This window comes from Mesorhizobium waitakense (assembly GCF_056431085.1).
The window spans coordinates 1-24488 of sequence record NZ_JBWKME010000122.1; the positions used below are offsets into that span (position 1 = coordinate 1).

The window sequence follows — 24488 nt, forward strand, 5'->3', positions numbered from 1 at the left end:
AATCAAGCGATCGCCACCTCCGCAAGCAATTTAATGGGTCCTGATCCTAGTTCTTTGTAGTGTGATAGATTTCCTGAGGAAGGTGCAAGATGTCCGAGTCCCAAGGCCAGAAAAGTCCCGAACTGATTGTCGTGGTCGCGTTCGACCGCGGCGATGACGGCGAGTTGTTTCCGGCCTTCGGCCCTGCCGACCAGCACAGCGAGGACCGTGCCATACGCACGGCCAGGGCGCTGGCGGCAAAACACGTCGGCGTCATCGCCTGGAGCCGCGAGGCCGACCCGACACTTGGCGAGTACGGTCCGCCGAACACCCTGTTCGTCAGCGGCGACGTGCCTGACATGGAATGATCGATTGGCCTCGGCCCCTGGCCCGAACTCAATGTCGGCGGCAAACCGCTTTCCTAGACCGCCAAGCAAAAGCCCGCCACGGGCGAACCGGAGCGGGCCTTGGAGGAGGACAAGGGGTGGGACCCTTTCCTCTTGTTTCCACGGGGGGTGTGGACCGCGATCACCTTACAAAGTTTTCCAAACAAGCCGGATCACAAGCCGACTTGCAAAGTTCACATTCCGGTGCGCGCCGGAATCGACGCGGTCACGGGATTGCGATCGGTTCGGCGAGCAAGTGGCTAAATCCGTCCGAGCACGACAAGCACAATGATGATGAGCAGCACGAGCCCCAGACCGCCGCCGCCATAGTAACCGGTACCATAGAATGGACCGCCGCCGAGGCCACTGAAGCCCCCAAGCAGCGCTAAGACAAGAATAATGATTAGTATGGTTCCCAAGCTCATGGTCTTCCCGCTCCCTTTTTTTGCGTTTCTGCGCCAGCTGAACACCGCGCCATTCGCGTGTTGCCGAGATGTAAACGCTCTCGACGCAATGGCGTTCCGCCGCCGCAGCGACGACGGACGCCCGGGAACAATCATGCAGGTGTGCGGAAAGCCCGCTGGGATGGCGGGCTTTCCGACCGGACGGAGGCCAGGAGAGTGCGGTTAAAGCCTCACGGCCAGTCCGCTCCCGGCGCTCTTGGCGTCAGCGACGTGCGATCAAAAGGCACAGTTGGCGCAGGTCGCGGTCGTAGCCCCCGGAACTGCCGAGGACATCGACGCAGCGCCTCTTCAACCGTGCCACTTGACTGTCCGACATGTCGGCGACGACACCCGGCAGGTTCGGATGTCCCAAAGTGCGCGGTGTTCCGAGGTTGCCCAGGTTGCCTGGTGTGCCCGGATTGCTTGGATTGCTCGGGTTGGTTCCGCCGCCGCCTCCGCCAACGCCGACGCCAACTCCACCCGTTCCACCAACACTAGCGCCGAGGCCGGCCGTGATGCCGCCAGACCCGCCGACATTGGCACCGGCACCGGCATTGATGCCGTTGCTGCCGCCTACGGAAGCACCGAGGCCTGCGTTGACGCCTCCAGTGCCGCCGACCGACGCACCGGCACCAGCATTTACGCCTTTGCTACCGCCTACGGAAGCGCCGAGGCCCGCACCGACGCCACCGCCACCGCCGCCGCCGACCGACGCACCGGCGCCAGCATTGACGCCGCCGCTACCGCCCACCGAGGCGCCTGCGCCAAGACCGAGCCCTGCAGTATTCGCTGGCAGCGAAAGAACGAAGACTACTGCACCACCTGCCAACACACTGGCGACTGCTTTGATCGTAAAAGTCATAACACTCTCCTGTTGCCGTTGAGATAAGGCAGTCAGCCAAAGGCCGATTGCGAATTAACCTACGCAGGGAGTGAACTTAAGTTTCACAACGCGCTTCGCTAGCGCGATCGATGGTGTTAATTTTTGAAATTGTAAAAGTATAAAAATAATTAAATTGACATACAATCTTCATGAGAACGATGTTGAGCGGATAGTTATGATCGATATGTATTTCGAAATGCGTCAAGAATCGATTTTTGTGGGATTTTTGTTCGCGGCGACGCCAGGCCGGAGACCGCATGAAATTTCGGCCAGGACAGCAGCGCCGCCGCGATAGGTCCCGGAGCCCGTCAGCGAGAGGTCCGCATCAAAACGCAATGCATTCGCGTCACGGCCGACCGATGGACGTCAATTTGCGCCAGACAGGAATGGAAGGCCGGTCACGCCAAAAAATCATCCGGCGTGATTGCCGGCAAAACGACGCTGTCCACAGGCCTTGTTGTCAGACGATCCCGTAATACAGCCTGTAGCGGACGCGCTTCATATAGTCCCGATATTCCGGCGTGGCGGCAAGCAGCGCCTCTTCGCGCAGGATGCGATGCACCTGGAAAAACGTGATGACGGCGTAGACGGCGAGATTGTAGAAAGAAAAGGCCGACAGCAGGAACAGGACATGGCCGACCAGATAGCCGGCATAGATCGGGTGTCGCACCAGGCGGTAGGCACCCCCGGTCATCACGCCGCGATTGCCCGGCACAATGGCGAACGAACGCCCCAGCGATGCCTTGCCCCAAATCACGAAACTCAACGCCAGGGCTTGCAGCGGCGCGGCGACATAGACCGGGATGATGGCAACGCCCGGCTCGAAGGTGATGAAGCCGACGCCGAAGCTGGCTATCACGGAGACGATCACCGTGAGCGGATTCCAGTCGCGAACCTGCGGTCGCCGCGACAGAAGCAGCCAGGTAAAGGTAAGGATCTCGGAAGTCGCCACCAGCGCCACGTTGATACGGGTGAGGTCGAGCATGACGTGATATATGCCGCGGTAGACAAACAGCCCCGCGAAAGCCAGCGCGCAGAGCCGAAAGAAGCCTTCCCGTAAGTCGACCAGGATTTCCCGCTTTCGGGCTGCGGACAAAATCCCTTCGGCGTTGACGTGCGAAAGGGTTTCACTTTTTGACATGAGCAAGGCCAAGCACCCGGTTATCCCTCGAGGCGACCTTTGCACGCAACCATTGCCGTACGGTTAATCAACAAGATCAGATCGGCAGTAAGGCGCTTATGTGTCTCCGGACGCCAGCGAACGCCTTCAACGATCGTGCGAAACACGAGCAGGATGTCTCCGGCCTCAGGCAAAGATACGCGTCTCTGCTGTCTTCGGCTCCAGACAGCAAAGCCGCCGAGGCGCTGCGTGCACAATTGGCCGTGCTCAACCATGTCATGTCGCGGGAAACCGCAGCCACCTGTCGCGTGGCGAAACTCTACGCAGCCGCTTTGTCGCTGCAGGGTGAACCCGGGCGGCACATCGAAACCACTCTGCTCTATGAGATCGCGAGGAACTAGCTGGAACCTGCCAATGTGCGCGCGTTTGGCGGGAAGCTGCCACGCCAGGCGAGCCCTTCGAAGTTTCGAGAGTCAGATAGGCTCCCTACCCCAGAGTTGAGTTGCTGAAGTACTCCGCGAAATCAGGGCGTTGTGTCAGAACTTTGCCATCGGCATCGCGCAGAATGCCCGCGGCGAAGAGATAGTCGCCAATCGCGTGCATCTTGTTTGGATCCATCGTGCCGATTGCGCCATTGTCCCCGCGCAAATAGTGGCCATCGATCAGTGCCTTCAGCGAGGCTTCGATCAGCGCCGGATTTGTCAATGTGTCCTTATTGGCGGCGATCAGAAGTGCGGCAGCCGCATCGGGATGGTCGACGGCGAATTGGTAGCCGCGCCGCGTCGCTTGGACGAAGGCGGCCGCAGGTTTGGGGTTTGCCTGGAGATAGGCCTCGCTCGAGGAGATCAGCGTCGTGTGCTCATCAGGCACGCCATAGTCGGCGTAGACGAAGCTGCGCTGCTTGACGCCTTTCAACCCGGCTTCGACACCTTCCCAGGTCGAGACCTCCAGCGTGAAATCGACCGAACCGTTGGCCAGCGCTTCATAGGCTGAAGTGCCGAGTGTCACCGTCTCGAAATTGCCCTTGCCGCCATCGTGGCGGATGATGGTGCCGATCAGGGCATTTTCCCAGGCGCTGCCGAAGCCGCCATAGGTCAGGCCGTCAAGGTTCCTCGGGCTTTTGATCTTGCTGCGTGCCGCGTCGAACACCAGCCGGCCGGTTTCGGATTGCACGACGGCATAGACGCCCTTCAGGTCGGCTCCGGCGGTTTTCTGGGTGAACAGGCTGATGGTGCCGTTGATGCCGAAATCGGCGACGCGGTTGGCGACCAGGGTGCCGGCACCGGTATCGCTGTAGGGCAGGATGTCGACCTCGAGCCCGGCTTCGGAATAGAACCCTTTGTCGCGGGCGACGAACAGCCCGATGTGGTTGGTGTTGACCGTCCAGTCGAGGGCGACGGTGACCTTTTGCGCAGCCGATTGTGCTTGGGCACGGCCAGCTCCGGCCACCAGCGGAAGACCGGAGACAAGGGTGAGCAACAAGGCCTGCCGGCGCGTCAAGTCAGTCATGGTCGTGTCCTTTGGATGAGTGCGGGTTGGGCTCGGGGTTGAGCAGGATGTCGAGTATCTCGGCCTCGATTGCGCTTGTCTGCAACGCGTCAGCGCCGCCAAGGCTGCGCGGGCGCGGCAGCGGCACCTTGATTTCGCGGACGATGCAGGCCGGACGCGCCGACAGCACATAGATGCGGTCGGACAGGAAGACGGCTTCGCGCACATCGTGGGTGATCAACAGTGCCGTCCAGCGATGGCGCCGCCACATCTGCTCGAGCCAGCGCTGCATGGCGGTGCGGGTCAGTGCATCGAGCGCGCCGAACGGTTCATCGAGCAAAAGCATGTCGCGCTCCTGCACCACGGTGCGCAACAGCGCCGCGCGCTGGCGCATGCCGCCCGAAAGCTGCGCCGGAAAATGCCGTTCGAAGCCGGCAAGCCCGAACTCGGCAAACAGCGGCGCAACGCGCGCCCGCGCCGCCTTGCGCCTGATGCCTTGCACTTCGAGCCCAAGCGTCGTGTTGTCGAGGATGCGTCGCCACGGCATCAGCGCGTGACGCTGCGGCATAAAGGCGAAATGCCTGCCGTGGTCGTCGAGCGGCGTGCCGTCGAAGAACATCTCGCCCTCGCCGTGCTGCGCGCCGGTCAGAAGCTGGAACAGCGTCGACTTGCCGGCGCCCGACGGCCCGAGCATGGAGACGAATTCACCGGCGCCGACGCTGAGCGAAATGTCGGCGAGCACGTCGAGCCGGCCAAATGCCTTGCGCACATGCCGCAGTTCGAGCCGGCTCATCGCCACGGCCCCGTCCCGGCGGGGTGCTGGCCGGCGGCCCGTTCCCAGGGCATGGCAAGGCGCTGCAGGAACACCGTCAGCCCAAACAGAGTGAGCGTGAGCGCGGCGCTGACACCGACGGCGGCCAGCACCAGATCGGGGCGGAAATTGTTCTTGGCGTTGAGCATGTAGATGCCCAGCCCCTTCGCGGCACCGGCATATTCGGCGAAGATGGCGCCGACCACGGCATAGGTGATGGAGATCCTCAGGCCGGCGAAGAAATAGGGCAGCGCCGAGGGCAGTCGCGCCAACAAGAAGACGCGCCAGCGCCCTGCCCCCATGGCGCGCAGCATCTGCCCGATCTCGGCCTCCGTCGCCTCGTAGCCCTGCACCAGCGCCACCAGCATCGGAAAGAAGGTGACCAGCGCCACCAGCATGATCTTGGGCATCAACCCGAAGCCGAACCACAGCACCACCAGCGGCGCGATCGCCACCAGCGGCAAGGTCTGGCTGACGATGAAGACGGGAAACAGCGCACGCCGCAGCGGCCGGAAGAAGTCGACCAGCATCGACAGCGCAAAGGCCGCGCTGAGCGAAAAGGCAAAGCCGATCAGCGTGGCCCGGATGGTCGGAATGGCATTGTCGACCAGCGCTTCGCGATTGAGCATCGCCTGCTCGAACACACGCGAAGGCGCCGGCAGTGTCGTCGACTTGATGCCGGAATAAGTGGCATAGAGCTCCCAAGCCAGCAGCAGCAACCCGACCGAAATCATGGCCGGTGCTGCCTTGACAAGAAGGCTCGCGATCGGGCTCGAAGCGGCTGATAATGAGACCACGGGCATAACCTTTGACGGGGTCGCGAATGCGGCCGCTCAGCTGGCCGACGGGCTGTTCGCCGAGACCGTGACGTCGAGGGTTACGTGGCCGGCGCCTGGCCCGAAGCGGCAGAAGGCTTCGTCCAGCGCCGAAAAGATCGCGCCGGCATCCCCGCGCAATTTCGTGCAGAAATGCTTCGAGCGCTCATAGACGCCGGACTGCTTGAGAAAATCGATGCAGCCGTAGATCTCTTCCATGTGGTCGTCGGTGCCCATCACATAGAGCGAGAACTGCGCTGCCGCCGGCTGGCCGGTCAAAGCCGCGCCACGCACCGCGGCGATTGCCGCATCCTTGCGCGGGCCGAGGGGGCCGACAGGCCCACCAAGCGCATCGGAACGGCAGATCGGATCATCCGGCTCGCCAGGGCAGCCGCGCGAGATGGTGGCTGACAACACGCAATGTTTGCCGCTGCGTGCCGCCGCCACGAACAGGTCTCGCATCGCCGGAAACAGCACTTCGGGCGGCCCGACCAGCAAGGTCGAGATGTCGTCGGTCTCGATCCTGAGCCGATCGCGGTAGGGGTCGAGCCCATCCAGCGCGCCAAGGATGACGCCGACGAAATCGTCGGCCATGGGATATAGGGAAATCTGTGCGCCTGAAAACATCGCCCGCCTCGCTCCGCTGGTATTACCCAGATCAGCTTCTAGGGTCTGTGGGCTTGCCGCCCCCGTCTCAGCCCCGACCGTACGGAGCACCCCTGTGGATGCGCGGGTTAAAGCACCATTCGAGTTGAAGCGAAAGTCGTTTTTTTGGTGTGCTCCTCCAAAAGCATTGCGCCAGGCCTGCGAAACCGGACCGTCGAGCGACAAACTTTCAACCAACAGGCGTTGTCTGGCGCCCGGTATGCGCATGGCGCAGGAAATCGACGAAGGCCCGTACGGTTGGTGCTGTATGACGCTGCTTCTGATAGCAGAGGAACCAACCGGGAAAGGCCGCGCACCAATCATCCAGCAGCGACACCAGCTTGCCGGCATCGATCAACGGGCGCACGAGGTCTTCAGCCCAAAAGGCGATGCCGACGCCCTGCACGGCGGCGGCAATCGCCATGTCGCGGCTGGAGACGACAAGCGGACCATTGACGACGACCGAGAACCATTCGCCGCCTCTGGCGAATTCCCATGCGTAGGGCCCGGCACTGCCCGGTCGGCGCCAATTGATACAGCGGTGCTGGAGCAGATCGGCCGGTGCCGACGGCGATCCGCAACGGGCGAGATAGTCCGGCGAGGCCACGGCGAGTTGGCGCTGCGTGCCGCCAAGCGCCACCGCAACCATGTCAGCTTCGAGAAATTCGCCGAGCCTGGCGCTGACATCATAGCCGGCCTCGACAATATCGACGGCGGCATCGTCGATCGTCACATCGAGCACGATGTCCGGCCATGCCTCATGAAAACGGCCAAGCAACGGCTCCAGATAGGTGGCGGCGGCAACGCTGGGCATATGGACGCGCAAGACGCCGGCCGGTGTGTCGCGCAAGGCCGTCGCATCGCCGACCGCCGCCTCCATCTCGGCCATAGCCGGCGCGAAGCGCGCATGCAGGCGCGCGCCGGCTTCGGTCAAGGAGAGGCTGCGGGTCGTGCGGTCGAGCAGGCGCAGGCCAAGCCGCGTTTCGAGCTGACGGATCGTCTGGCTGAGCGTCGACGCTGAAATCCGCAGATCTTCAGCGGCACGGGCGAAGCTGCCATGCGCCACGACAGCGGCAAAGGCTTTCAGCTCGGCATAGTCGCTACCTCGCATTATGCCAGATTCTCCAATGAGTATGATGGCATCCTATCGCATTTTCGGTATGGCGTCTGCTGCCTAGCTTGAGGACATGCCTCGAACGGCTGCAATCATCGGCATCGAGCACACTTGAATTTCCCTCTGAGCAGGAGCAACGAACATGCAGAAACTCAACGGAAAAATCGCCTTGGTGACCGGCGCCTCCTCGGGCATTGGCGCGGCAACCGCGCTGGCGCTGGCGGAGCAAGGTGCTGTCGTCGCCATCGCGGCGCGACGTCGGCAGCGCCTCGACGACCTGGCCGCACGCATCCGCGACAACGGCGGCGAGGCCTTGGCCATCGAGACCGACATCACCGACGAGGCGCAGGCCACAGCCATGGTCCGGCGCGTGCTGGAAAGCCATGGCCGGCTGGACCTGCTGTTCAATGTTGCCGGTGTCGGCGTCGCCGCACCCTTCCAGAACACCACCACCCGCGAATACCGGGAGATGGTCGACCTCAACATTCTGGGTCTGCTCTACACGATCAACGCGGCGCTGCCGTCAATGAAACCGCAGGGATCAGGCCACATCGTCATCGTTTCGTCGGGCACCGGCCGCTACATCCATCCATCCGTGGTCTATTCCGGTACCAAGCATGCGGCCAGCGCCATGGCGGAATCACTGCGCCGCGAAATCAGCAAGGACGGCATCCGCGTCACGGTGATCGAGCCGGGCGCGGTCAGGACCGAGTTCACCGCCAATATGCGCGACGATGTTCGGCTGGCTGTCGAGCAAAGGTTGGGCGACATGGAGCAACTGGAGAGCGAGGACATCGCCGCCGCCATGCTCTTCGCGGTCTCGCAGCCACCAAGGGTCAACGTTAATATCCTGACCCTCTATCCGACACAGCAGGCTTGATAACCCGCCGCAGCCCGTTCCCCGCCGCAATGGATTGCTCCATGGCGTATGAGCGTGGCGCCAGTCCGACAGTTATAAGATTTTCGCAATTTTCTTATAACTCGCTTGAAATGCGGAGCAAAAGCGCGCAGCTATAAGGGAACCGCAAATTTCTTATAACCTAGAGACATTGGTCGAACGCACGATGAAATCGATCGACATCGCTTATCGCACCTTGTTCGCTGAACTCGTGCAACGAAGCCTGGACGCGTCGTTCCAAACCGACTTCTCGACAGCGGGCAATTTCGTGCGAGTCCCCGTAAAAGGCCGCGACTACTGGTATTTTGAGGAGACTCGGCCGAAGACAACAAGACGATATGTCGGCCCGGCCAACGATCCCGAGATCGCAAAACGCGTCGCCGCCTTCAGGGAAATCAAAAGCGACCTGAAGAGCCGTCGCAAGCTTGTATCGACGCTTGTCCGCGAAGCTGGGTTGATGGAGCCGGAGAAATTTACCGGTGATATCGTTGAAGCCCTTGGCAAGGCCGGGTTTTTCCGCCTGCGAGGCGTACTGGTCGGCACCGTCGCGTTCCAAACCTACGCCGGATATCTAGGCGTAAGGCTGCCGGGGGTGGCGCTGCAAACAGGCGATGCCGACTTTGCTCAATTTCACTCGGTTTCCGTCGAAGTGAACGACAGTCTGCCGCCGATCATGGATGTGCTGCGCGATATCGATCCTTCGTTTCGCGAAATTCCACACCGAACGGATGCCGGTCGCACCACACAGTTCAAAAACGCTTCCCGGTATAAGGTCGAATTCCTGACCCCAAATCGGGGCAGCGACGACTACGCCGACCACGCGAGCGCAATGCCGTCTCTGGGCGGCGCGTCGGCGCAGCCTTTGCGATTCCTGGATTTTCTGATCCGCGAACCCGTACGAACCGTCTTGCTGCATCGATCCGGAGTCCCGGTGCTGGTCCCCTCACCCGAGCGATATGCTGTCCACAAACTGATTGTTGCCTCCCTGCGCCAAAAGAATGCAAACGGTGCCGCAAAGCGGGAAAAGGACGTTCTTCAGGCAAGCTTGCTTGTCGAGGCGATGAAAACTGCCCGCAGGCAAGACGACCTCGCCGCGGTGTTTGCCGAAGCATGGAACCGTGGCATCAGCTGGCGTGATGCAATCCAGCGGGGTCTTCGTATGCTCGATCCCGATCGGCAAGACATGGTCGAAACAATCGTTCGAAGGGCACTTTCGGACATTGGTGAAAAGCTGGACGGCTTCACCAACGCGGCAAGCTGACTGAAAAGGCGTTTGGAATGCAACGATGCCGCTCGACGACCTCGTCGAGCGGCATGCCTGGCAGAACCGGCGCTGTAAACCCTACGAAACCGCCTTCTCGCGAACCGGCAGCTTCCAGCCCGGCCTGACGAAGTGGCAGGTGTAGCCGTTGGGGTATTTCTCCAGATAGTCCTGATGTTCAGGCTCGGCTTCCCAGAAGGGGCCAACCGGTGCGACCTCGGTGACGACCTTGCCCGGCCACAGGCCAGATGCGTCGACATCGGCGATGGTGTCTTCGGCGATGAGCTTCTGTTCATCGCTCGTGTAATAGATCGCCGAGCGATAGCTCATTCCGACATCGTTGCCCTGCCGGTTGCGGGTCGTCGGATCGTGGATCTGGAAAAAGCGCTCCAGCAGCGTGCGATAGCTGATGACGGCCGGATCGAAATTGATCTCGATGGCCTCGGCATGGGTGCCATGGTTGCGGTAGGTGGCATTGGGCACATCGCCACCGCTGTAGCCGACACGGGTGGAGATGACGCCGGGATAGCGCCGTATCAAATCCTGCATGCCCCAGAAACAGCCGCCGGCAAGCACTGCGCGTTCGGTCGAAGTCGCCATATCACGTCTCCTCAAAAAGCAATTCCAGGAAAAATGCGTAGCGGTTTTCCGTCTGGAATTGCGCGAAAAGCAAGTTGGATCTCCCCATAAATGGGCATTGTCTCTTGCTTCGTCCAGCGGACCGGCCGATCTGCTTCAGTTGCCGGGTTGGGCGAGGCTGTCGATCACACTCGGCAGTTGCGGCGCGCCAGGCGTAACGGCGGCAAAGCTGATCGCCATCGGCGGCGCCTTGAGCGACCAGTCGAAGAGAACGGTTTTGACCGGCAGTTTGCCTAGCCACGCCTGCAGATAGGGTGGCACGTCGCGCCCGGGCCAGACCAGGAGTATGCCGTGATCACGCAGCCGCTGCTTGGTGATCCAGGGGGCGTACTGCATGTTCAGCTCGGTGAAGATCGACGGCTTGTCATAAGCATTGAGGCCCGCCAGCGGCGCAACAATGCTATGGCCGCCGACGATGTCGAGCCGACCGGGCGTCGCCGCGTGCCAGACGGCTTCTGCCTCATCCGAGATCTTCTGCGCCGGCCAGCAGACGGCGTCCATGCGCCCGCGCAAATTGCATTTCGTCCAGCGGATGCCCGCATAGGCACCAGATATGCCGATGATGCAGATGAGCGCGCAGATTACCAGCTTTCGCATCTCGACGGCGCCAAGACGGTGGCCCAGGAAGGCGAGCGCCACAACGCCCGCAAGATTGTACATCGGCGCGCCCCAGGCCTCGCCTGTGCCGGTGAACAGGGACGCCACCATGATGAGGATCGCCGGGCCAAGTCCCATCCACAAGAGATAGACGAGCGTACCGCGCCCGACCGGCTCTTGCGGCGGGGGCGAGCGCCGCACCAGCCCCGATATCGCCAGCACCAGAAAAAAGCCGCAGAGTCCGGCCGTCTGGACGCCGATATAATAAAAGCGGGAGCGATGCGCCATCACCCACTGATCGCGCCAGGCGGCGTAGGTCAGCGGCAGGAAATCGACGCGGTAGAGCTCGATGGCCAGCGGCGCGGCGATAGCGATGAAAACCGCAAGCCCAAGCCATGGCCACGGCGTGGCGAGCCGGCCGCGTGCCCGCGTATCCGACAGCAGCCAGATCGCGCCAAACAGCAATAGCAGGCCGGTCGAGAACTTGGCGTAGAGCCCGACGCCCGAAACCAGTCCGAGCGCCAGCCACCAGATCGGCCCACCGCCGCGCCCCGCACGCCACAACAGCCAGCAGATAGCGGCCCAGAAGGGCATCTGCGCGTAGTCATGATTGAACTGCGGGGTCGGCCAGCCGAAGAAATAGAGCGACGGCATCAACAGCACGGCGGCCAGCGCACGCCTCTGCCCGAGCATGTCGCTGGCCAGCAGATAGACCAGGACGAACGTCGCCGAGATCGTCAGCTGGGCCACGAGATATTGCGGCCAGCGGAACGATCCGGTCAGGAGATGGCTGGTCTCGAGCAGCCATGCGGGAAGTTGCGGATGCTTGTAGGTCAACAGCACCCATTCGCGTCCCCACATGAAGCCTTCGACGACATCGTTGGGCGGTGAGACGTTGATAAGCGCCGGTGCCACCGTCCAGCACAGGATCTGCATCAGGCACAAAAGAGCCAGCAAATGCCAGGGATGACGGATCAGACTGGACAAAACCGATGGGGAATCGACGCCGGACGCGGGCAATCCCACCGGCACCAAGTCATCCATCGATCCATCTATCCCCGCCATGCGGCGCTTAAATCACATAGTCCGGTTTGACGAACAGCCCCAAAAATCGAAGCTTACGAAAAAGTATAGCTGGGTGCCATTGCAGCACCAAGATCGGGCAGGAGCATCGGCGCTCCTCTCTCTAGGCAGGACAGCGTCGCACGTCTGACCCTGTCTGAAAAAATCCGGGTCCCGATGCGCCACCACCATGCCGTCATCCACTACCGTGCGCTCGACTTCTGGATGGCGCGTGCGGCCGTCCTCGTCATCATCTGCCTGCAGCTACTGGTCATCAACAACCTCTCATTCGGGCCGCGCTGGCTGGCGCCGGCGCTGGAAGCCGCCCTGCTGCTGCCCTTGTCGGTGGCCACGGCCTGGACACAGGTCGCCACCCGAAAAGCGGTCGAGGATCACGAATGGCATGCGATCGGCCAGTTTCGCATCATAATCCGCAGAACGGCCCTGACCATGACCGCCATCATCAGCGTCATGAATTGCGGCTCGCTGGTCCTGCTGGTGCGAGCCTTGCTGGAGGGGCACGCCGGCAACAGCGGCACGACGCTGTTGATCGACGCGCTCAACATCTGGGTGACCAACGTCATCGTCTTTGCCCTGTGGTTCTGGAGCACCGATCGGGGCGGGCCGCCGACCTGCGGCCTCGTCAAGCTCGCGCAGGCTGATTTCCTGTTTGCGCAGATGACGCTGAACGACCGTGATCTCCGCGATTGGCTGCCCGGCTTCGTCGACTATTTCTTCCTCGCCTTCACCAATGCGACAGCCTTCTCTCCGACCGACACGCTGCCACTCAGCCAACGCGCGAAGCTGCTGATGATGGCCGAGGCCATCATCTCGCTGCTGACCATCGCGCTGGTCGCGGCACGCGCCGTCAACATCCTTGCCTGATCGGGCCGAAACGCAAAAAGGCCCGCCACCTTGCGGCAGCGGGCAGGCTCTGGAGTGCTAGGGATCAACCAAGCATAGGGTCAACGAGCGGCGGAGGGGTTGGTTGCTGTTTGGGGTTCACTCCTGCACCCCCGGCTTGAACCTGCGAACGACAAACTCGAACAGGATGTCCGAGATCCACATGGCGCAGACGCCGATCAGGAAAGCCGCGGCAAGCGTGGTGGTGTCGTCGGCGGGGTCGGGCATCGGCAGGCCGGCGATCCTGACATACGACACCACCGGCAGCGTCAAATAGGCTGCGGCAAGCGCGCCGCAGATCGGCGAAGCCACCATTTCGCGCAGCTTGTAGCGATGCCGCGACAGCGCCCGCAGGACGCCACCGGCAAGGCCGGCGGCGACGACCGGTCCCTTGATGCCGAGCAGGTCGAAAAGATCGTGCATCACGGCCTCCATCCACAAAGCGCCTGGCCCTTTTCATTGTGCGCCAGGATCGCGGCCACCGACGCGCCGGAAAGGGTCGCCACCTCTGCCTTTGCCGGCCGTATGGGATGCTCGACCGCGCAGAATGACCCACCAGCGCTTTCGCAGCCGGCCAGCAGGAGCGAAAGCGCCAGAGCAGTTCCAGGAAAAGTGTGAAACGATTTTCCGTCCGGAATTGCGTCAAAACAAAAAGATGGAGCGGTTCTGCGTTTCCGTGAAACGACGAACCGCTCTATGATCTTGACCATTTCGCCAGCCTCCCCCTGTTGTCGTCCGGCGTCCGGCCGGCAACGGCGTCGTCGATCTTCTGGGCTTGGCTGCGCGCCGCGGCGTCGGCGGCATCCTGCCTGCCCTTCTGGCTGGCCTCGCCTTTGGCGTAGGCCGTCCAGAGACCGGCGAGCGCGGCACCCATTGCGAGCAGATACGGCCACAACTGGCCAAGCAGGGTGAGCGCTCCCATCTCATTTCACCTCGACCAGCGGCGGCGGCGCGACCATGCCGAGCGGACCGTCTCGCACCGCGTTGATGATGATCTTGGCAAGGGCAATGGCGCCGCTGATCTGAAGCGCGGTGCGATCGGTGACGCCGAACATCGTCCAGTCGAAGCCGACCAGGGCGCCACCGCAGATGATCGCGATCAGCGTGTTGAGCAGATTGTGCAGCGCGTTGGTGTTGAGGAATTTCATCAAAAGAGGCTCCCGAAAATATCGGTGACGTGCTGCCGGAAGGCCGCGAGCGCTCCGGCTTTGAGGACAAGGATGCCGGCCGCGGCAGCAGTCTTGACGGCCGGCAGCACGGGCTGGGCCGCCGGCGCCCCCTCAGCGGGCTTTTCGACATCGGGCAACGACGCGGCCGGCACAGGCGCCGGCGCGGTCACAGGTGCAGTCGACATCAGCAAGGCCTGAGCCCGCACCGACGCGACGCGATCGGACCAGCCGCGCCCGAATGTTGCCCATGTCGGCAGCCGTTTGAGAAACGCCAGCCGCGCATCGCAAAGCGCGTCGATGGTGACGCCGGCCGGCCTTGCCCTGGCCCCGGCAAGGGTGGCCGGCCCGATCCGGCCGTCCTGGGCGACGCCCAGGCACGCCTGCAGGGTTTTCGCCGCCCTACCCGGCCCGCTGTTCACGGCGAAATCGAACACGGCATGGTCGACCCCATCGGGCAATTCGGCGCCGAGCACCGCATCCCAGTAGTAGCGGCGGAAGACGGTAGCGACCTGCTGGTCGCTGATCTTGCGCAGGTCGGCCTTGGTGGCATTCGCCTTCACATACCGGCGGAAGTTGGCGAGCGTCACGCCCTTCATGGTGGCGCCGCCGGGGTCGGCCGGATTGTCCGACCACCCGCCTTCCGATTTCAAGACGAGCGCAAGCGCCCGCGCAAAGTTGCGGTCCATGGCAGTTCCTTTCCGCCCTCTCCGGGCAGGTTGCTGAGTTTTGGAATTTGGCTATAGTTGGCGCAGGACGAGGGATCTGACTTGCTGAACAACAATGCGCGAATATTCGCGCTCGATGGGCTGCGCGGCATCGCCGCGCTGTCAGTCTTCCTTCAGCATTTCGCGTCCGATGCACCATGGCATCCCATCACCTTTGCCTGGTGCGGCATCGTCGGCGTTCAACTGTTTTTCGTGCTGTCCGGGTTTCTGATGGGCAGGAAGTACTCGACTGCCCCGTTTTCAGGCTCGGCGGTGATCGACTTCTGGGTCAAGCGCGCGGCGCGCGTCCTTCCACTGTTTTTGATCTGCGTGACGGCAGCCTATGCCTGGCTTTTGCTGACAGGTCGCAACCAGCCTTTTTACGGGCTGCAGTGGGATGGATGGTGGCACCACTACGTTTTCTGGGCCGGCCAATCCGTGTTCTGGACGATCCCGAGAGAGATCCAGTTCTATCTGGTTTTCCCCCTGATCTGGTGGATGTGCCAACGCATGGGCAATGCTGCCAACTTCCTGCTGCTCGTGGCAGCGGCGATGCTCCAGGGGGTCGTCATGAGCACGCCTGTTCTCATACAGGCCGCCCCTCTGTTTCTCGTCGGTGTCGTCGCCGGGCGCATCGAGCTTGAGCCGGACAAGTCGTACGATGCCCCGGTCGTTGTGCTCCTGGTCCTCTACGTCTTGTCGTGGTCAGGCATGATCGATGTCCTGGAATTGCCAAGATCCCTGTTCGGCAACACGCTGTACCTTGTCTATCTGCCTTCTCTCGTCCTGCTTTCGACAGCCTCCCCGCTTGCCCAGCGTCTGTTGGGGCGCGGCGTGCTGAAGTGGTATGGCGACATCTCCTATTCCGTCTATCTGCTCCATCTGCCCATCTATGTCGCGCTCAAGATGTGGACGCCCATTTCGCTTTTGCCGAAACCCATCTGGTTCGGGCTGACGTTGATCGCCGTGACGATCGCCAGCTACTATTCATTCCGCTACGTCGAGACGCCGCTGCGCAGACGCATATCGCGCCTGGCGCCCAAGCCACCGGCGCCTCAGCAACCGGTTGCCAATGGAGGTGTTAGATCGGGCCAGCCAGCACCGGAGGAAGCCTCGGGGGCGCCGGCGCTCACATAGCGGCGAACGTTGGCGAACATCACACTGGATGGAACAGCTCGGGTTGGGGAAATACCACTCTGAACCCGAAACGCTCGGCGAGTGGTCCAGTCACCTGTCCAGCAGCCACCGGGATTGGGGATTATCAGCACCCGGAAGGCGCAATGGATTGCCTGGAATATAGCCTTCGCGTAGAGACGATTTCTATGGATCAAATGGTAGAAGCCAAGTCGACCACGGGTATTGGCAGCAGGTCGGATCATCGTTCAGATATCGACGTCTTGCGGGCGATTGCGGTTGCTGCGGTCGTGCTGTTTCATCTCGGCTGGACGACGGTTAGCGGCGGGTTTGTTGGCGTCGATGTTTTCTTCGTAATCAGCGGATATCTGATCTCACGCATCATCTGGACTGAGAGCGCGCAAGGTCGGTTTTCACTCAAGAATTTCTACGCTCGGCGCGCTCGCCGGCTGTTGCCAGCCCTGTTTGCAACGATCGTCGTCACCTTCGTCGTCGCCGCTTTTCTGTTCATACCGGAGCAATTCCAGGACCTGTCGAGGTCAGCGATATTCTCGCTGCTTGGACTGGCCAACGTCGATTTCTGGATGCAGTCAGGCTACTTCGATTCCGGCGCAATTCTGAAGCCGCTGCTTCACATTTGGACGCTCGCCGTTGAATTGCAGTTCTACGCGTTCTGGCCCTTCCTCATCGCTATGGCCGTTCGAAAAAGCTATTGGGTGGCCTTCTCTTTGATCGCTGCAGCCTTCGCGGGATCGCTGGCGGGTTGCCTGTGGATGATGGGGTACGATCCGACGGCAGCCTTTTTCCTCGTCCCATTCCGGGTCTGGGAGTTCGCTGCAGGCGGGCTGGTGTTTCTTGCCGAGAGACGGTTGTCGAAAGTGTATGCGGACCTGCTCTATGTCGTGGGGCTGGCCGCGATCCTGTTTGCCATCTTCGGCTATTCAGAACGGACTGCTTATCCTGGCGTTGCCGCTCTCGCGCCCGTCCTGGGCACGGCATTGATGCTGCTCGGCGGTCAAGGCCGGCTGGCAAGAAAGGCTCAGTTCAGGCCGGCTATCTACCTCGGCAAGATCAGCTATTCGGTCTACCTGGTTCACTGGCCGCTGGTTGTCTTCATGGTGTATAGATTTGGCGCCTTGGAAGTGTGGCAGATCCTCGCCTCGCTTGTTGCAACCTTGGCACTTGGCGCCGCCAGTTACCATCTCATCGAAGTGCGCTATCGCAAGCCGCGCCCGTTGAAGTTGGGGAAGACGTTAATTTTCGCCTGCCTCACTGCCGGCTTCATGGCAGCCGCCACACAGAGCTGGGCGATAGATGGGTGGGTCTGGCGGATGCCCGCTGCATTCCGTAGTGCTTATGTTTTGGACCTGAAAAAGGAACACACATCACGTTTTCGAACTCCACTCCGTTGCTGACACCGCACGATTTCAAACCACCAAAAGGCATCTTCTGATCATTGGAGACTCTCAGGGAGCGGATATCATTAACCTGCTCGTTGAGACTGGTGCGGCAAAACAATTCGAAATTATCTATCGCCAACTCGATTGGCGGTGTGGCGTACCGATCCTCCCTGTCGACCTGTCTGACAGGTATTGGAAATCAATAAACCCGTTTGCTGCAGCAGTTGCGAAACCCTGCAACGAAGCGTACTCACTCATCCGGTCCACACCGGCGTCGCTAGAGCATGCCGATCTTGTGATGATCGCGCTGTATTGGCAAGATTTCGCATTTCCATACGTCCAGACTTCGGTTGACGAAATGCGATCCCAAACAAGCGCTCCAATCTACGTTGTCGGGAGCAAAAATTTCACAGGCAGCAGCCTTCAGTTGCTTAATAAGCACGGCACCTTTGCAGGCATCGATGAGTACGCATTCCGAGAAATCAGCCCCGTGGCGAGAAAGATCGACACTTTCCTCAAGACGCTATCGCACGTAAATTATATCGATCCGTTGGTTGCCGTATGCCCGCATAACCAGTGCGAAATATTTACCGACAAATCCGCGCCGGTTTTTTGGGATAGCATGCATTGGACGAAAGCCGGCGTGCAACTTATAGCGGCCAAGAACGGCGTGGCCATCTTCCCGTTTCTCGACACAAAGCGGGCGGTCGGCAAGAACTCACCCTAGGGTTAGGTTCGACAGCCGAACGGACTTCGACCCGGTGGGTCGGTTGCTAAAGAGCAGGCGCGAATTAGGCGGCGACAGGCACTGCCGGCCTCTCGACTTTGACCCCATTAATCTCGACACGCTTTTTGCCGGCGCGCCGCGAGGCAAAGCGTTTGCCCCATTCATTGGTCCAGTTCTCCCATGCGTAGAAAGTCAGCGTTGCGACCGGGACGATACACAGTAACGATATTGCGAGCGCCAGCGCATAGGCCTGAAGTTCGCTGAGCCCTGAGTGCCGAAGCCGTCCGAACAACGGAAACAGAGCAGCAATAATCGGACCATGCACTAGGTAAACCGAATAGCTGATATCGCCTAGCCATCTCGTTGCCGCGTTGACCAGCGGCTTGATGGGGAACAGGTAGAGCCCAACCAGCAGGCAAAAAAACATCGGCCCTTGCCAATAGATAGCCGGGCCAAATGGCACCCTACCCGTGACAATCACATAGAACTGAAGCGGCACGAACGCCAGCAGGACGGCGCCGATCGCCCGTCTATGGCTCCATTCGCCGGCAATCTGAACCACATGAAACGCGATGATTCCGAACATGAACATCGGCGCCAGATCAAATATCGACTGACGAATGTAGATGCCCGGGTCTGCCACTACATCCCCGATGACCGAGCGAAAGACCGTGGCCACGACGAGCGCAATGACAAGCGCTCGGATCGCCAAGGTTACACTTTTGGTCCTCGCGTAAATGAAGGGGAACACCAGGTAGAACGCCATCTCAACACCAATCGTCCAACCCGCAAAGATAATTGAGGTCTGGTAGCCACGGCCTGGGATGAAGTTGAAAATAAACGTCAGGTTCGCCAGGATCGTTTTGAGATTGTAGGGAAGACCGGCCGGGTTCCACCAATACGAAAAGATTGCGACGGCATAGAACAGCGGAGCTATCCGAAAAAACCTCCGCAGCATGAAGCCGAGATATGGCCTCTGTTCGTTGTCGTGCTTCGGCATTGTGAGACAGAGGGAAAAGGCGCTCACAAGGAAGAACAGATTGACGCCCATGACGCCGCTTCGGACTAATGTTTCCGGCCACCATGAAAGCACAGTGCGCGGATTGGGCATCAGCGCGACGTGAGCCATCACGACCCACAGGGCGGCTATACCACGCAGCGCGCTGAGGTAGGGGAAGCGGTCCGACTTGCCCGGCGTCATTGTTTTTCCCAGATCGACCCCACCGCCAAACCGTGATGTCCCTGCCGTACATGGATTAGAATTTCGACGCAACAATTGAGATCAACGTCGGGCGCTAATGCTCGATGTCGCGAAGGTCGGTGACGATGATGGTTTTGCCTGCGCCGTTCGCGCGCGCCCCCATGAAGCCGCCAAGGTATGGCCCGGTGAGCGCCACGGTGCCAAGGTTGGCACCGCTGACGAAGACTTGAAGGTTAAACGTACCGGCCACAAGGATAAGCCGCCATTGGCGGGCCACACCGCTAAAATCCACAGCGTTGAGAGCGGTCGTTGCGTATGTGGCGGCGCCTGTCAGCTGGTAGACGTTGACGAAGCCAGAGGCATCCAGTCCGACGCCGACACCCATACGCGCTGTAAGGGGGCCAGCACCACCAGAGGCTACTGTCGTGACGCCGTACAGGATGAATTGAGTGTCCTTCGCCATGTTTGAGTTGAAGGTGATGTCGAACCCACCCGCTGCAAAATACGGTGAGATCAGGAGATCATCTTCAATGAAGGCGCTGTCTGGACCGGCCCCATAGTGCGTAATCGTTTGCAAGGCGCGATCCCTCCAAAGGTCACGGCTTTGCGCACCTCCGACGAATGCCTTCTTGGTCCTCGTCCTTCTCGATCTAACGTAGCTAAGGCCGAGGGAGGCTGTCCCGCCACCGGATGCCATGGTGAGCAGATGGAGCCCAACGGGAACGTCCCGCGCGATGCACACTTCGTGATCATGCACAAAGTCACCGCCAAAAGCGGCTGTCGACAGTTGGTTGATACCACCGACCGACACTTGATCCCAAGCGACGTCAACACCGTTCTTGCCGCCAGCCCAGATGGGATAGGCGATGCAGATGTCTAACCCCGGCACGTCGACGCGCACCGCAACCTTGAGGCTCTTGGCGTGGTCTATGGCGTCCGAGATTAGCTGGAAGCCTGTCCGTGTGGCCGGCGCAGGGAGGGGCGCATTCGCTGGATCGATGGTAACGGCTCCCTCGATGGTCGATATAAACTGATCAGGACCAGCAAGACCAGCATGAGGATGCAAGAAGGGGGTCGCCATCTGTAAGCCAATAGCCCGATAGGTGATTACCGTGGGGTGGCATCCATCCGGCACAAGGTCGGACACACGGTAGCGGCCAGTGCGCACCCATGAGTTGATCATGTCGTAAACCTCGATAAGAGGCGCATCGGTAGCCAGTGCCACGTCCCGCATGATCTGAACGTAGTTCTTCAGTCGGTTTGCCTTGTCGGGCGTCCCCAAGGCGGCAATAGCAAACATCGGATTGGGCGTCTGCAGGATCGGAATTTTGCCGTACTTGATGCAAATATTGACAAATGCCAGCAGGTTTTTCCGATACTGATCCGGCGTGGTCGGAGGTATGTTCTGGCAGTCATTGATGCAGTGATTACAGATGACGATCTCCGCAGTGCTGACGGCCATCTTGGCTTCGAATGTTGAGCCGGAACCATCGGTGCCCTCAAGCATCTGCTGTGAACGGGAACCGCTGACTGCACGATTGGTGACCGTAACGGCAGAGCTAAAATAGTAATCCCGCAGCACGGATTGCAGCTTGTCCGGGGCGGGCTGCGGAGTAATCCCTCCAAGACCGCTGTCAACACCCAGCATAGTGCTGTCCCCAAAGCACTCGATCTGTGTGGACACGCCGTTCCACATGTCAACGGCCTTTGCCGCCAGCGCGGCCTTTGCGCCGCCGTAGGCAAGCAAAATGTTATTGTCCACATAGGCTTTGATGCTTTGCTGTGTGGGCACTTTTTGATCGCTGTTTGAGTGCATGTCATCTTCATCGACGATGTCAGATTTCAGCACCGGATCGGCATCCCCCGTAATGCTGAGGCTGGTAGTGCCGATGACTGGGTCGAGAGTGTTAAACTGGTACGTTTTCGCGCCGTTCCCCGACCCCAGTTGCACGTAGACAGTGGTTCCCTTCTGCATAGTCCGCGACGTGCGAGCGTCAGCTGCGCGGTACCATACGCCTTCGCTGGCCGTGTAGATGCCATTGGTTGATTGGTCCGATTGGTTCGTCACCAGCACCCGGTCGCCGACCTCGGTCAGCACGCCGTCGATGGTCTTCAGACCCGACAAGACGATGTTGCCCGTGGTTGCCAGGCGCACGGGTTCGCGTTCGCCGGTCAACAGGCGAACGGCGGCAGTTGCAGGTCGGGCCATAGGGCTTGCTCCATGAAAAAAGCCCCGCGAAAGCGAGGCTGTGAACGTTGCGGATCGTGTGGCGGTTTAAATGCGGCCTGGCCCTGCTTTGAAATGGCCTGGCCGGGAATTACGGTGACAGCGCACTTCTTGCCAACTGCGTTCGGCCGTCATTGTGTGCAGGTTGATCGGGAAGGCGAGGCAGGCGCCGAAATGAAAATTGTCGGGCGCCGATGCAATTAGCATGCGCTTTATTAGTTCCGGAAAATTTTAACGAATCGTTGACCGCGCTGTCCCAGAATAGGACGGCGCGGTCAACCCCAACCGGACTGCGCCGGCGGCTCCGGCACACAGCGCCCCCCGCACTGTCGGAGCCGCTACTTACACTCCCTAATATACCAGCGATGGTTGAATCAACTGTTACCGCACGTGCTTTCCACGGCCCTTTCCCGATCGTTAAACTTTGATGGAACGCCGGGATTGGCTTGCCACAGAGGTCCCAGAGCCTTGCACAACCCCACTTGCGGAATTCTAGCGTGAGCGCATGGCGATGCTGTCCGCGCCCACCATGTCGCCCAGCGCGTCGTCCGACAGGCAGCAAGACAGCACGATAGGATCGGCCCCTATCACCGGATCGAAAGTTTCGAAGGCATAGACGAGATGGGACGAGACCGCGCCTTGCCGCACGTATACCGTGGTGCTCTTCTGCAAGGTTCGCGCGCTGCGCGCGTCGGCTGCGCGAGGCCAATGGCCTTCGCTCACCATATATATGCCGTTCTGCGTCGCGTTCGTCTGGTCCTTGACAAGCACCCGGTCGCCGACTTGGGCTTCTACGGCGTCGATGGTCTGCACGCCGTAGAGGGCAACGTTCGCGGTGGTCGCTAGGCGCACGGGTTCAAGCTCGCCGGCCAACGGGTGAACGGCGGCAGCAGGATGGGCCACAGGCTTGCTCCATAAAAAAAGCCCCGCGAAAGCGAGGCTTCAGATGTGAGATTTTTGGCGATTAGCGCGGATGTGCGACGCCCTTAATCGAGCGGATCTTACGGGAGTGGCTGGAAACGAACGCCTATCTGCCGGTCCGAATGATCGACGAGGAAAGCGAGACGGACGGGAGCGCGTAGGCTTACGCGTAACGGTCGCTGTCATCTTGGCGTTCATCGCCATCGTGGCCTTGGATTACATAGGCAACCGGCCGAGAGCATAATAGGTGATAGCGGGGGTCTAAACGCTAGGCCCTAGTCTAAGCGCCGCTGTCCTGGTGTCTTCGGATGGCTGGTGAAAGAGATGTTTCGGTCAGGGCGCCCAGCGTCACGGCAGGGCTGGCAGAATAGGACCCGGATCAAATCCCAATGAAGGCAGCCGTGGTCTTCGCCGAGACGGTCAACCAGCGCCTGGATATCGAGATCCCCATGGCGCTGGCACGTCATACAGTCGACGGAAAGCCCCGACCCGATCTGCAGCTTCTTGCCGAGCGTGTCCTCGACAAACGGATATTTCATGGTCATGGGATGGCGCTACCCATCCTCGGGAGGCCGCACCGGTCCTGTCCCGAACCATTGAATGAACCGCGCATCCTTGCCGGTGATATCCTTGACCGTCTTCAACAGCGCTTCGTGGGTGCGCTGGAGAGCCCGGTAATGCTCGCTACCAGGTGATAGCAACGGCTGGACGATGCTTTTATGAAGTCGTTCCGCCTCGACCAAGAAGCGCTCGATCTCAGCCTCTGAAAGGTGCTTGGAAAGTTTGGTTCTGGCCATAGGCGAACTCCGTTAAACGGGGCGCCGCAACGAGAGGATTATATTCCTGATCTCGATGATGCTGGCAAGGGCTATGGTGTGTTGTCAACCGCCGTGGTCTTGTCGGCCAGACTGCATGGCGCTGCTTGACCTCCTTGTGACCGCGGCGCAGTGTTTGCCAATGCGCGCGCAGCGTGCGCAGTCCAATTGGGAGTCGTCCTTGGTGGGCGCAGGGGCCGTCGATGCGGGCAGCCATGACGCTTGGTTAGGCATCCTGCTCGTTCTCACCTCTGCACTCGCGTGGAGTACCATGGGCTTGTTCGTGCGCATGGTGCCCGACGTTGACATATGGAATGTCGTTTTTTGGCGCTGCATCTTTGGTGGACCTTCAATCATTGCTCTCGCTATGATTGAACGGAAGCGTTGGTCGTTCGAATGGCGACGAACCATGGCGCCAGCCGGCATCGGGATAACCTCGCTCATTGCCACTGGCCTCTTCGCCTCCATTTATTCCATGCAGAACACCACCATCGCGAACGGTGGTGTCATCTACTCCACCGTTCCGTTCATGGCAGCCATTCTTGCCTGGCTATGGTTTCGCGAGCGACCCGGTGTCAGTACGATTTTCTGCACATTTGCTGCCATCGTGGGTGTTGTCGTAACCGTAAGCGGTACCGTCCATGCGGGTGGCGGGCATCTGAAGGGCGATCTTGCGATGGTCTACGTGGCCTTAGCGATCGCCATGATGACCGTCATCATGCGCCGCTTTCGCGACACACCGATGCTGGAATCCGTCGCTGTCGCCTGCTTCATGGCGGCGATCTTTGCGTTCTTTTTCGCTGATCCATTCAATGTCCCTATCGGCGAGATAGCGCTGCTCGGTCTTTTTGGAATCATCACGCAAGGTGTTGCCCTCGGGGTCTACACGATGGGCGCACGGCGCCTGCCCGCCGCTCAATCCACCCTGCTCAGCTCGGCTGAAATGCCAATGGCTCCGCTCTGGGTCTGGTTCTTTTTCGATGAGATGCCTGCGACGGAAACGTTCGTAGGCGGTGCATTGGTGCTTGCAGCGATCCTGTCGAATATTGTGATGGAGCTGCGAGCCGGTCCAATTGCAGAGGCCAGTTAAGCACCAGTCATCCATGGCTGGGCTCTTCAATGCTCTTCCCTAAAATCCTGTAGACC

Annotated in this window: 26 protein-coding genes, 1 pseudogene and 1 riboswitch; of the genes and pseudogenes, 8 read left to right on the plus strand and 19 right to left on the minus strand. The window is 60.4% G+C overall.

The window, feature by feature from the left end; all coding sequences use genetic code 11:
• Nucleotides 1–89: 89 nt before the first annotated feature.
• On the plus strand, nucleotides 90–347 hold the full coding sequence (locus AC07FD_RS25715) for a hypothetical protein (protein ID WP_478352109.1): 258 nt from the start codon (nucleotides 90–92) through the stop codon (nucleotides 345–347).
• Nucleotides 348–625: 278 nt separating this feature from the next.
• Here the strand turns inward: AC07FD_RS25715 and AC07FD_RS25720 are convergent, their stop codons facing one another.
• The 8 genes from AC07FD_RS25720 to AC07FD_RS25755 form a co-directional block, all read right to left on the minus strand.
• Complete coding sequence (locus AC07FD_RS25720) at nucleotides 626–790, minus strand: DUF3309 family protein (protein WP_457151266.1); 165 nt, start codon at nucleotides 788–790, stop codon at nucleotides 626–628.
• 241 nt (nucleotides 791–1031) lie between these two features.
• The gene (locus tag AC07FD_RS25725) at nucleotides 1032–1670 is read right to left on the minus strand and encodes a hypothetical protein (RefSeq protein ID WP_478352110.1); all 639 of its coding nucleotides are present in this window, start codon (nucleotides 1668–1670) and stop codon (nucleotides 1032–1034) included.
• Nucleotides 1671–2151: 481 nt separating this feature from the next.
• The gene (locus tag AC07FD_RS25730) at nucleotides 2152–2832 is read right to left on the minus strand and encodes a methyltransferase family protein (RefSeq protein ID WP_478352111.1); all 681 of its coding nucleotides are present in this window, start codon (nucleotides 2830–2832) and stop codon (nucleotides 2152–2154) included.
• A gap of 465 nt (nucleotides 2833–3297) precedes the next feature.
• Nucleotides 3298–4320, minus strand: coding sequence for an ABC transporter substrate-binding protein (locus tag AC07FD_RS25735; protein ID WP_478352112.1), 1023 nt, complete (start codon nucleotides 4318–4320; stop codon nucleotides 3298–3300).
• On the minus strand, nucleotides 4313–5092 hold the full coding sequence (locus AC07FD_RS25740; protein WP_478352113.1) for an ABC transporter ATP-binding protein: 780 nt from the start codon (nucleotides 5090–5092) through the stop codon (nucleotides 4313–4315). The genes AC07FD_RS25735 and AC07FD_RS25740 overlap by 8 nt, the downstream gene beginning before the upstream one ends.
• Nucleotides 5089–5844: an ABC transporter permease gene (locus tag AC07FD_RS25745; RefSeq protein ID WP_478352114.1), complete on the minus strand. Its 756-nt coding sequence runs from the start codon at nucleotides 5842–5844 to the stop codon at nucleotides 5089–5091. Before AC07FD_RS25745 ends, AC07FD_RS25740 begins: the two co-directional genes overlap by 4 nt.
• A gap of 99 nt (nucleotides 5845–5943) precedes the next feature.
• Nucleotides 5944–6552 carry a YkoF family thiamine/hydroxymethylpyrimidine-binding protein gene (locus AC07FD_RS25750; RefSeq protein WP_095091410.1) on the minus strand — a complete coding sequence of 203 codons (609 nt, stop codon included), beginning with the start codon at nucleotides 6550–6552 and terminating at the stop codon, nucleotides 5944–5946.
• Nucleotides 6543–6656: riboswitch (TPP riboswitch) on the minus strand. Its footprint overlaps the gene before it by 10 nt.
• Before the next feature lie 104 nt (nucleotides 6657–6760).
• Nucleotides 6761–7681 (minus strand): LysR family transcriptional regulator, encoded by a 921-nt coding sequence (locus AC07FD_RS25755; protein WP_478352115.1) that lies wholly within the window; start codon nucleotides 7679–7681, stop codon nucleotides 6761–6763.
• 145 nt (nucleotides 7682–7826) lie between these two features.
• Between AC07FD_RS25755 and AC07FD_RS25760 the strand changes: the two genes are divergently transcribed.
• Both AC07FD_RS25760 and AC07FD_RS25765 read left to right on the plus strand, forming a co-directional pair.
• On the plus strand, nucleotides 7827–8564 hold the full coding sequence (locus tag AC07FD_RS25760; RefSeq protein ID WP_478352116.1) for an SDR family oxidoreductase: 738 nt from the start codon (nucleotides 7827–7829) through the stop codon (nucleotides 8562–8564).
• A 184-nt stretch (nucleotides 8565–8748) separates the two neighbouring features.
• Nucleotides 8749–9843 (plus strand): nucleotidyltransferase family protein, encoded by a 1095-nt coding sequence (locus AC07FD_RS25765; protein ID WP_478352117.1) that lies wholly within the window; start codon nucleotides 8749–8751, stop codon nucleotides 9841–9843.
• 81 nt (nucleotides 9844–9924) lie between these two features.
• On the opposite strand, the gene msrA is transcribed toward AC07FD_RS25765, so the two are convergent.
• Together msrA and AC07FD_RS25775 are read right to left on the minus strand one after the other, a co-directional pair.
• Nucleotides 9925–10443, minus strand: a complete 519-nt coding sequence (gene msrA, locus AC07FD_RS25770; protein WP_477413284.1) for a peptide-methionine (S)-S-oxide reductase MsrA — start codon at nucleotides 10441–10443, stop codon at nucleotides 9925–9927.
• A 135-nt stretch (nucleotides 10444–10578) separates the two neighbouring features.
• Nucleotides 10579–12123, minus strand: coding sequence for a glycosyltransferase family 39 protein (locus AC07FD_RS25775; RefSeq protein ID WP_478352118.1), 1545 nt, complete (start codon nucleotides 12121–12123; stop codon nucleotides 10579–10581).
• A gap of 195 nt (nucleotides 12124–12318) precedes the next feature.
• Between AC07FD_RS25775 and AC07FD_RS25780 the strand changes: the two genes are divergently transcribed.
• Complete coding sequence (locus AC07FD_RS25780) at nucleotides 12319–13026, plus strand: hypothetical protein (protein WP_478352119.1); 708 nt, start codon at nucleotides 12319–12321, stop codon at nucleotides 13024–13026.
• A gap of 117 nt (nucleotides 13027–13143) precedes the next feature.
• Here AC07FD_RS25780 and AC07FD_RS25785 read toward each other — a convergent pair whose 3' ends face one another.
• From AC07FD_RS25785 to AC07FD_RS25800, 4 genes are all read right to left on the minus strand, one after another.
• Entirely contained in the window at nucleotides 13144–13467 is a 324-nt protein-coding gene (locus AC07FD_RS25785) for a hypothetical protein (protein ID WP_095091790.1), read from the minus strand.
• A gap of 271 nt (nucleotides 13468–13738) precedes the next feature.
• A complete protein-coding gene (locus AC07FD_RS25790) occupies nucleotides 13739–13966 on the minus strand; it encodes a hypothetical protein (protein ID WP_478352120.1) in 228 nt (75 codons plus the stop codon).
• A 1-nt stretch (nucleotide 13967) separates the two neighbouring features.
• Nucleotides 13968–14192 carry a hypothetical protein gene (locus AC07FD_RS25795; protein ID WP_478352121.1) on the minus strand — a complete coding sequence of 75 codons (225 nt, stop codon included), beginning with the start codon at nucleotides 14190–14192 and terminating at the stop codon, nucleotides 13968–13970.
• Entirely contained in the window at nucleotides 14192–14899 is a 708-nt protein-coding gene (locus AC07FD_RS25800) for a glycoside hydrolase family 108 protein (protein ID WP_478352122.1), read from the minus strand. The genes AC07FD_RS25795 and AC07FD_RS25800 overlap by 1 nt, the downstream gene beginning before the upstream one ends.
• 81 nt (nucleotides 14900–14980) lie before the next feature.
• Here AC07FD_RS25800 and AC07FD_RS25805 point away from each other — a divergent pair, with 81 nt between their 5' ends.
• The 3 genes and pseudogenes from AC07FD_RS25805 to AC07FD_RS25815 form a co-directional block, all read left to right on the plus strand.
• A complete protein-coding gene (locus AC07FD_RS25805) occupies nucleotides 14981–16054 on the plus strand; it encodes an acyltransferase family protein (protein WP_478352123.1) in 1074 nt (357 codons plus the stop codon).
• Between the two features lie 143 nt (nucleotides 16055–16197).
• Nucleotides 16198–17466: an acyltransferase family protein gene (locus AC07FD_RS25810; protein ID WP_478352124.1), complete on the plus strand. Its 1269-nt coding sequence runs from the start codon at nucleotides 16198–16200 to the stop codon at nucleotides 17464–17466.
• Between the two features lie 10 nt (nucleotides 17467–17476).
• Nucleotides 17477–18178: pseudogene (locus tag AC07FD_RS25815) on the plus strand (SGNH hydrolase domain-containing protein); the annotation flags it as partial.
• 64 nt (nucleotides 18179–18242) lie between these two features.
• Here the strand turns inward: AC07FD_RS25815 and AC07FD_RS25820 are convergent.
• The 5 genes from AC07FD_RS25820 to AC07FD_RS25840 form a co-directional block, all read right to left on the minus strand.
• Entirely contained in the window at nucleotides 18243–19379 is a 1137-nt protein-coding gene (locus AC07FD_RS25820) for an acyltransferase family protein (protein WP_478352125.1), read from the minus strand.
• Nucleotides 19380–19473: 94 nt separating this feature from the next.
• Nucleotides 19474–21588 carry an SGNH/GDSL hydrolase family protein gene (locus AC07FD_RS25825; RefSeq protein ID WP_478352126.1) on the minus strand — a complete coding sequence of 705 codons (2115 nt, stop codon included), beginning with the start codon at nucleotides 21586–21588 and terminating at the stop codon, nucleotides 19474–19476.
• Between the two features lie 510 nt (nucleotides 21589–22098).
• A complete protein-coding gene (locus AC07FD_RS25830; protein WP_478352127.1) occupies nucleotides 22099–22509 on the minus strand; it encodes a hypothetical protein in 411 nt (136 codons plus the stop codon).
• Nucleotides 22510–22802: 293 nt separating this feature from the next.
• Nucleotides 22803–23072, minus strand: coding sequence for a hypothetical protein (locus tag AC07FD_RS25835; protein ID WP_478352128.1), 270 nt, complete (start codon nucleotides 23070–23072; stop codon nucleotides 22803–22805).
• A gap of 9 nt (nucleotides 23073–23081) precedes the next feature.
• Nucleotides 23082–23324: a hypothetical protein gene (locus AC07FD_RS25840; RefSeq protein ID WP_478352129.1), complete on the minus strand. Its 243-nt coding sequence runs from the start codon at nucleotides 23322–23324 to the stop codon at nucleotides 23082–23084.
• Nucleotides 23325–23439: 115 nt separating this feature from the next.
• On the opposite strand from AC07FD_RS25840, the gene AC07FD_RS25845 reads away from it, so the two are divergent.
• On the plus strand, nucleotides 23440–24432 hold the full coding sequence (locus tag AC07FD_RS25845; protein ID WP_478352130.1) for a DMT family transporter: 993 nt from the start codon (nucleotides 23440–23442) through the stop codon (nucleotides 24430–24432).
• The last annotated feature ends 56 nt before the right edge of the window (nucleotides 24433–24488 follow it).

What these genes read in the sequence shown, in the direction of transcription:
- AC07FD_RS25715 (WP_478352109.1), top strand. Translation starts at nt 90, where the DNA reads ATGTCCGAGTCCCAAGGCCAGAAAAGTCCCGAACTGATTGTCGTGGTC.
- AC07FD_RS25720 (WP_457151266.1), bottom strand. Translation starts at nt 790, where the DNA reads ATGAGCTTGGGAACCATACTAATCATTATTCTTGTCTTAGCGCTGCTT.
- AC07FD_RS25725 (WP_478352110.1), bottom strand. Translation starts at nt 1,670, where the DNA reads ATGACTTTTACGATCAAAGCAGTCGCCAGTGTGTTGGCAGGTGGTGCA.
- AC07FD_RS25730 (WP_478352111.1), bottom strand. Translation starts at nt 2,832, where the DNA reads ATGTCAAAAAGTGAAACCCTTTCGCACGTCAACGCCGAAGGGATTTTG.
- AC07FD_RS25735 (WP_478352112.1), bottom strand. Translation starts at nt 4,320, where the DNA reads ATGACTGACTTGACGCGCCGGCAGGCCTTGTTGCTCACCCTTGTCTCC.
- AC07FD_RS25740 (WP_478352113.1), bottom strand. Translation starts at nt 5,092, where the DNA reads ATGAGCCGGCTCGAACTGCGGCATGTGCGCAAGGCATTTGGCCGGCTC.
- AC07FD_RS25745 (WP_478352114.1), bottom strand. Translation starts at nt 5,844, where the DNA reads ATGATTTCGGTCGGGTTGCTGCTGCTGGCTTGGGAGCTCTATGCCACT.
- AC07FD_RS25750 (WP_095091410.1), bottom strand. Translation starts at nt 6,552, where the DNA reads ATGTTTTCAGGCGCACAGATTTCCCTATATCCCATGGCCGACGATTTC.
- AC07FD_RS25755 (WP_478352115.1), bottom strand. Translation starts at nt 7,681, where the DNA reads ATGCGAGGTAGCGACTATGCCGAGCTGAAAGCCTTTGCCGCTGTCGTG.
- AC07FD_RS25760 (WP_478352116.1), top strand. Translation starts at nt 7,827, where the DNA reads ATGCAGAAACTCAACGGAAAAATCGCCTTGGTGACCGGCGCCTCCTCG.
- AC07FD_RS25765 (WP_478352117.1), top strand. Translation starts at nt 8,749, where the DNA reads ATGAAATCGATCGACATCGCTTATCGCACCTTGTTCGCTGAACTCGTG.
- msrA (WP_477413284.1), bottom strand. Translation starts at nt 10,443, where the DNA reads ATGGCGACTTCGACCGAACGCGCAGTGCTTGCCGGCGGCTGTTTCTGG.
- AC07FD_RS25775 (WP_478352118.1), bottom strand. Translation starts at nt 12,123, where the DNA reads ATGGATGACTTGGTGCCGGTGGGATTGCCCGCGTCCGGCGTCGATTCC.
- AC07FD_RS25780 (WP_478352119.1), top strand. Translation starts at nt 12,319, where the DNA reads ATGCGCCACCACCATGCCGTCATCCACTACCGTGCGCTCGACTTCTGG.
- AC07FD_RS25785 (WP_095091790.1), bottom strand. Translation starts at nt 13,467, where the DNA reads ATGCACGATCTTTTCGACCTGCTCGGCATCAAGGGACCGGTCGTCGCC.
- AC07FD_RS25790 (WP_478352120.1), bottom strand. Translation starts at nt 13,966, where the DNA reads ATGGGAGCGCTCACCCTGCTTGGCCAGTTGTGGCCGTATCTGCTCGCA.
- AC07FD_RS25795 (WP_478352121.1), bottom strand. Translation starts at nt 14,192, where the DNA reads ATGAAATTCCTCAACACCAACGCGCTGCACAATCTGCTCAACACGCTG.
- AC07FD_RS25800 (WP_478352122.1), bottom strand. Translation starts at nt 14,899, where the DNA reads ATGGACCGCAACTTTGCGCGGGCGCTTGCGCTCGTCTTGAAATCGGAA.
- AC07FD_RS25810 (WP_478352124.1), top strand. Translation starts at nt 16,198, where the DNA reads ATGGATTGCCTGGAATATAGCCTTCGCGTAGAGACGATTTCTATGGAT.
- AC07FD_RS25820 (WP_478352125.1), bottom strand. Translation starts at nt 19,379, where the DNA reads ATGACGCCGGGCAAGTCGGACCGCTTCCCCTACCTCAGCGCGCTGCGT.
- AC07FD_RS25825 (WP_478352126.1), bottom strand. Translation starts at nt 21,588, where the DNA reads ATGGCCCGACCTGCAACTGCCGCCGTTCGCCTGTTGACCGGCGAACGC.
- AC07FD_RS25835 (WP_478352128.1), bottom strand. Translation starts at nt 23,072, where the DNA reads ATGACCATGAAATATCCGTTTGTCGAGGACACGCTCGGCAAGAAGCTG.
- AC07FD_RS25840 (WP_478352129.1), bottom strand. Translation starts at nt 23,324, where the DNA reads ATGGCCAGAACCAAACTTTCCAAGCACCTTTCAGAGGCTGAGATCGAG.
- AC07FD_RS25845 (WP_478352130.1), top strand. Translation starts at nt 23,440, where the DNA reads ATGGCGCTGCTTGACCTCCTTGTGACCGCGGCGCAGTGTTTGCCAATG.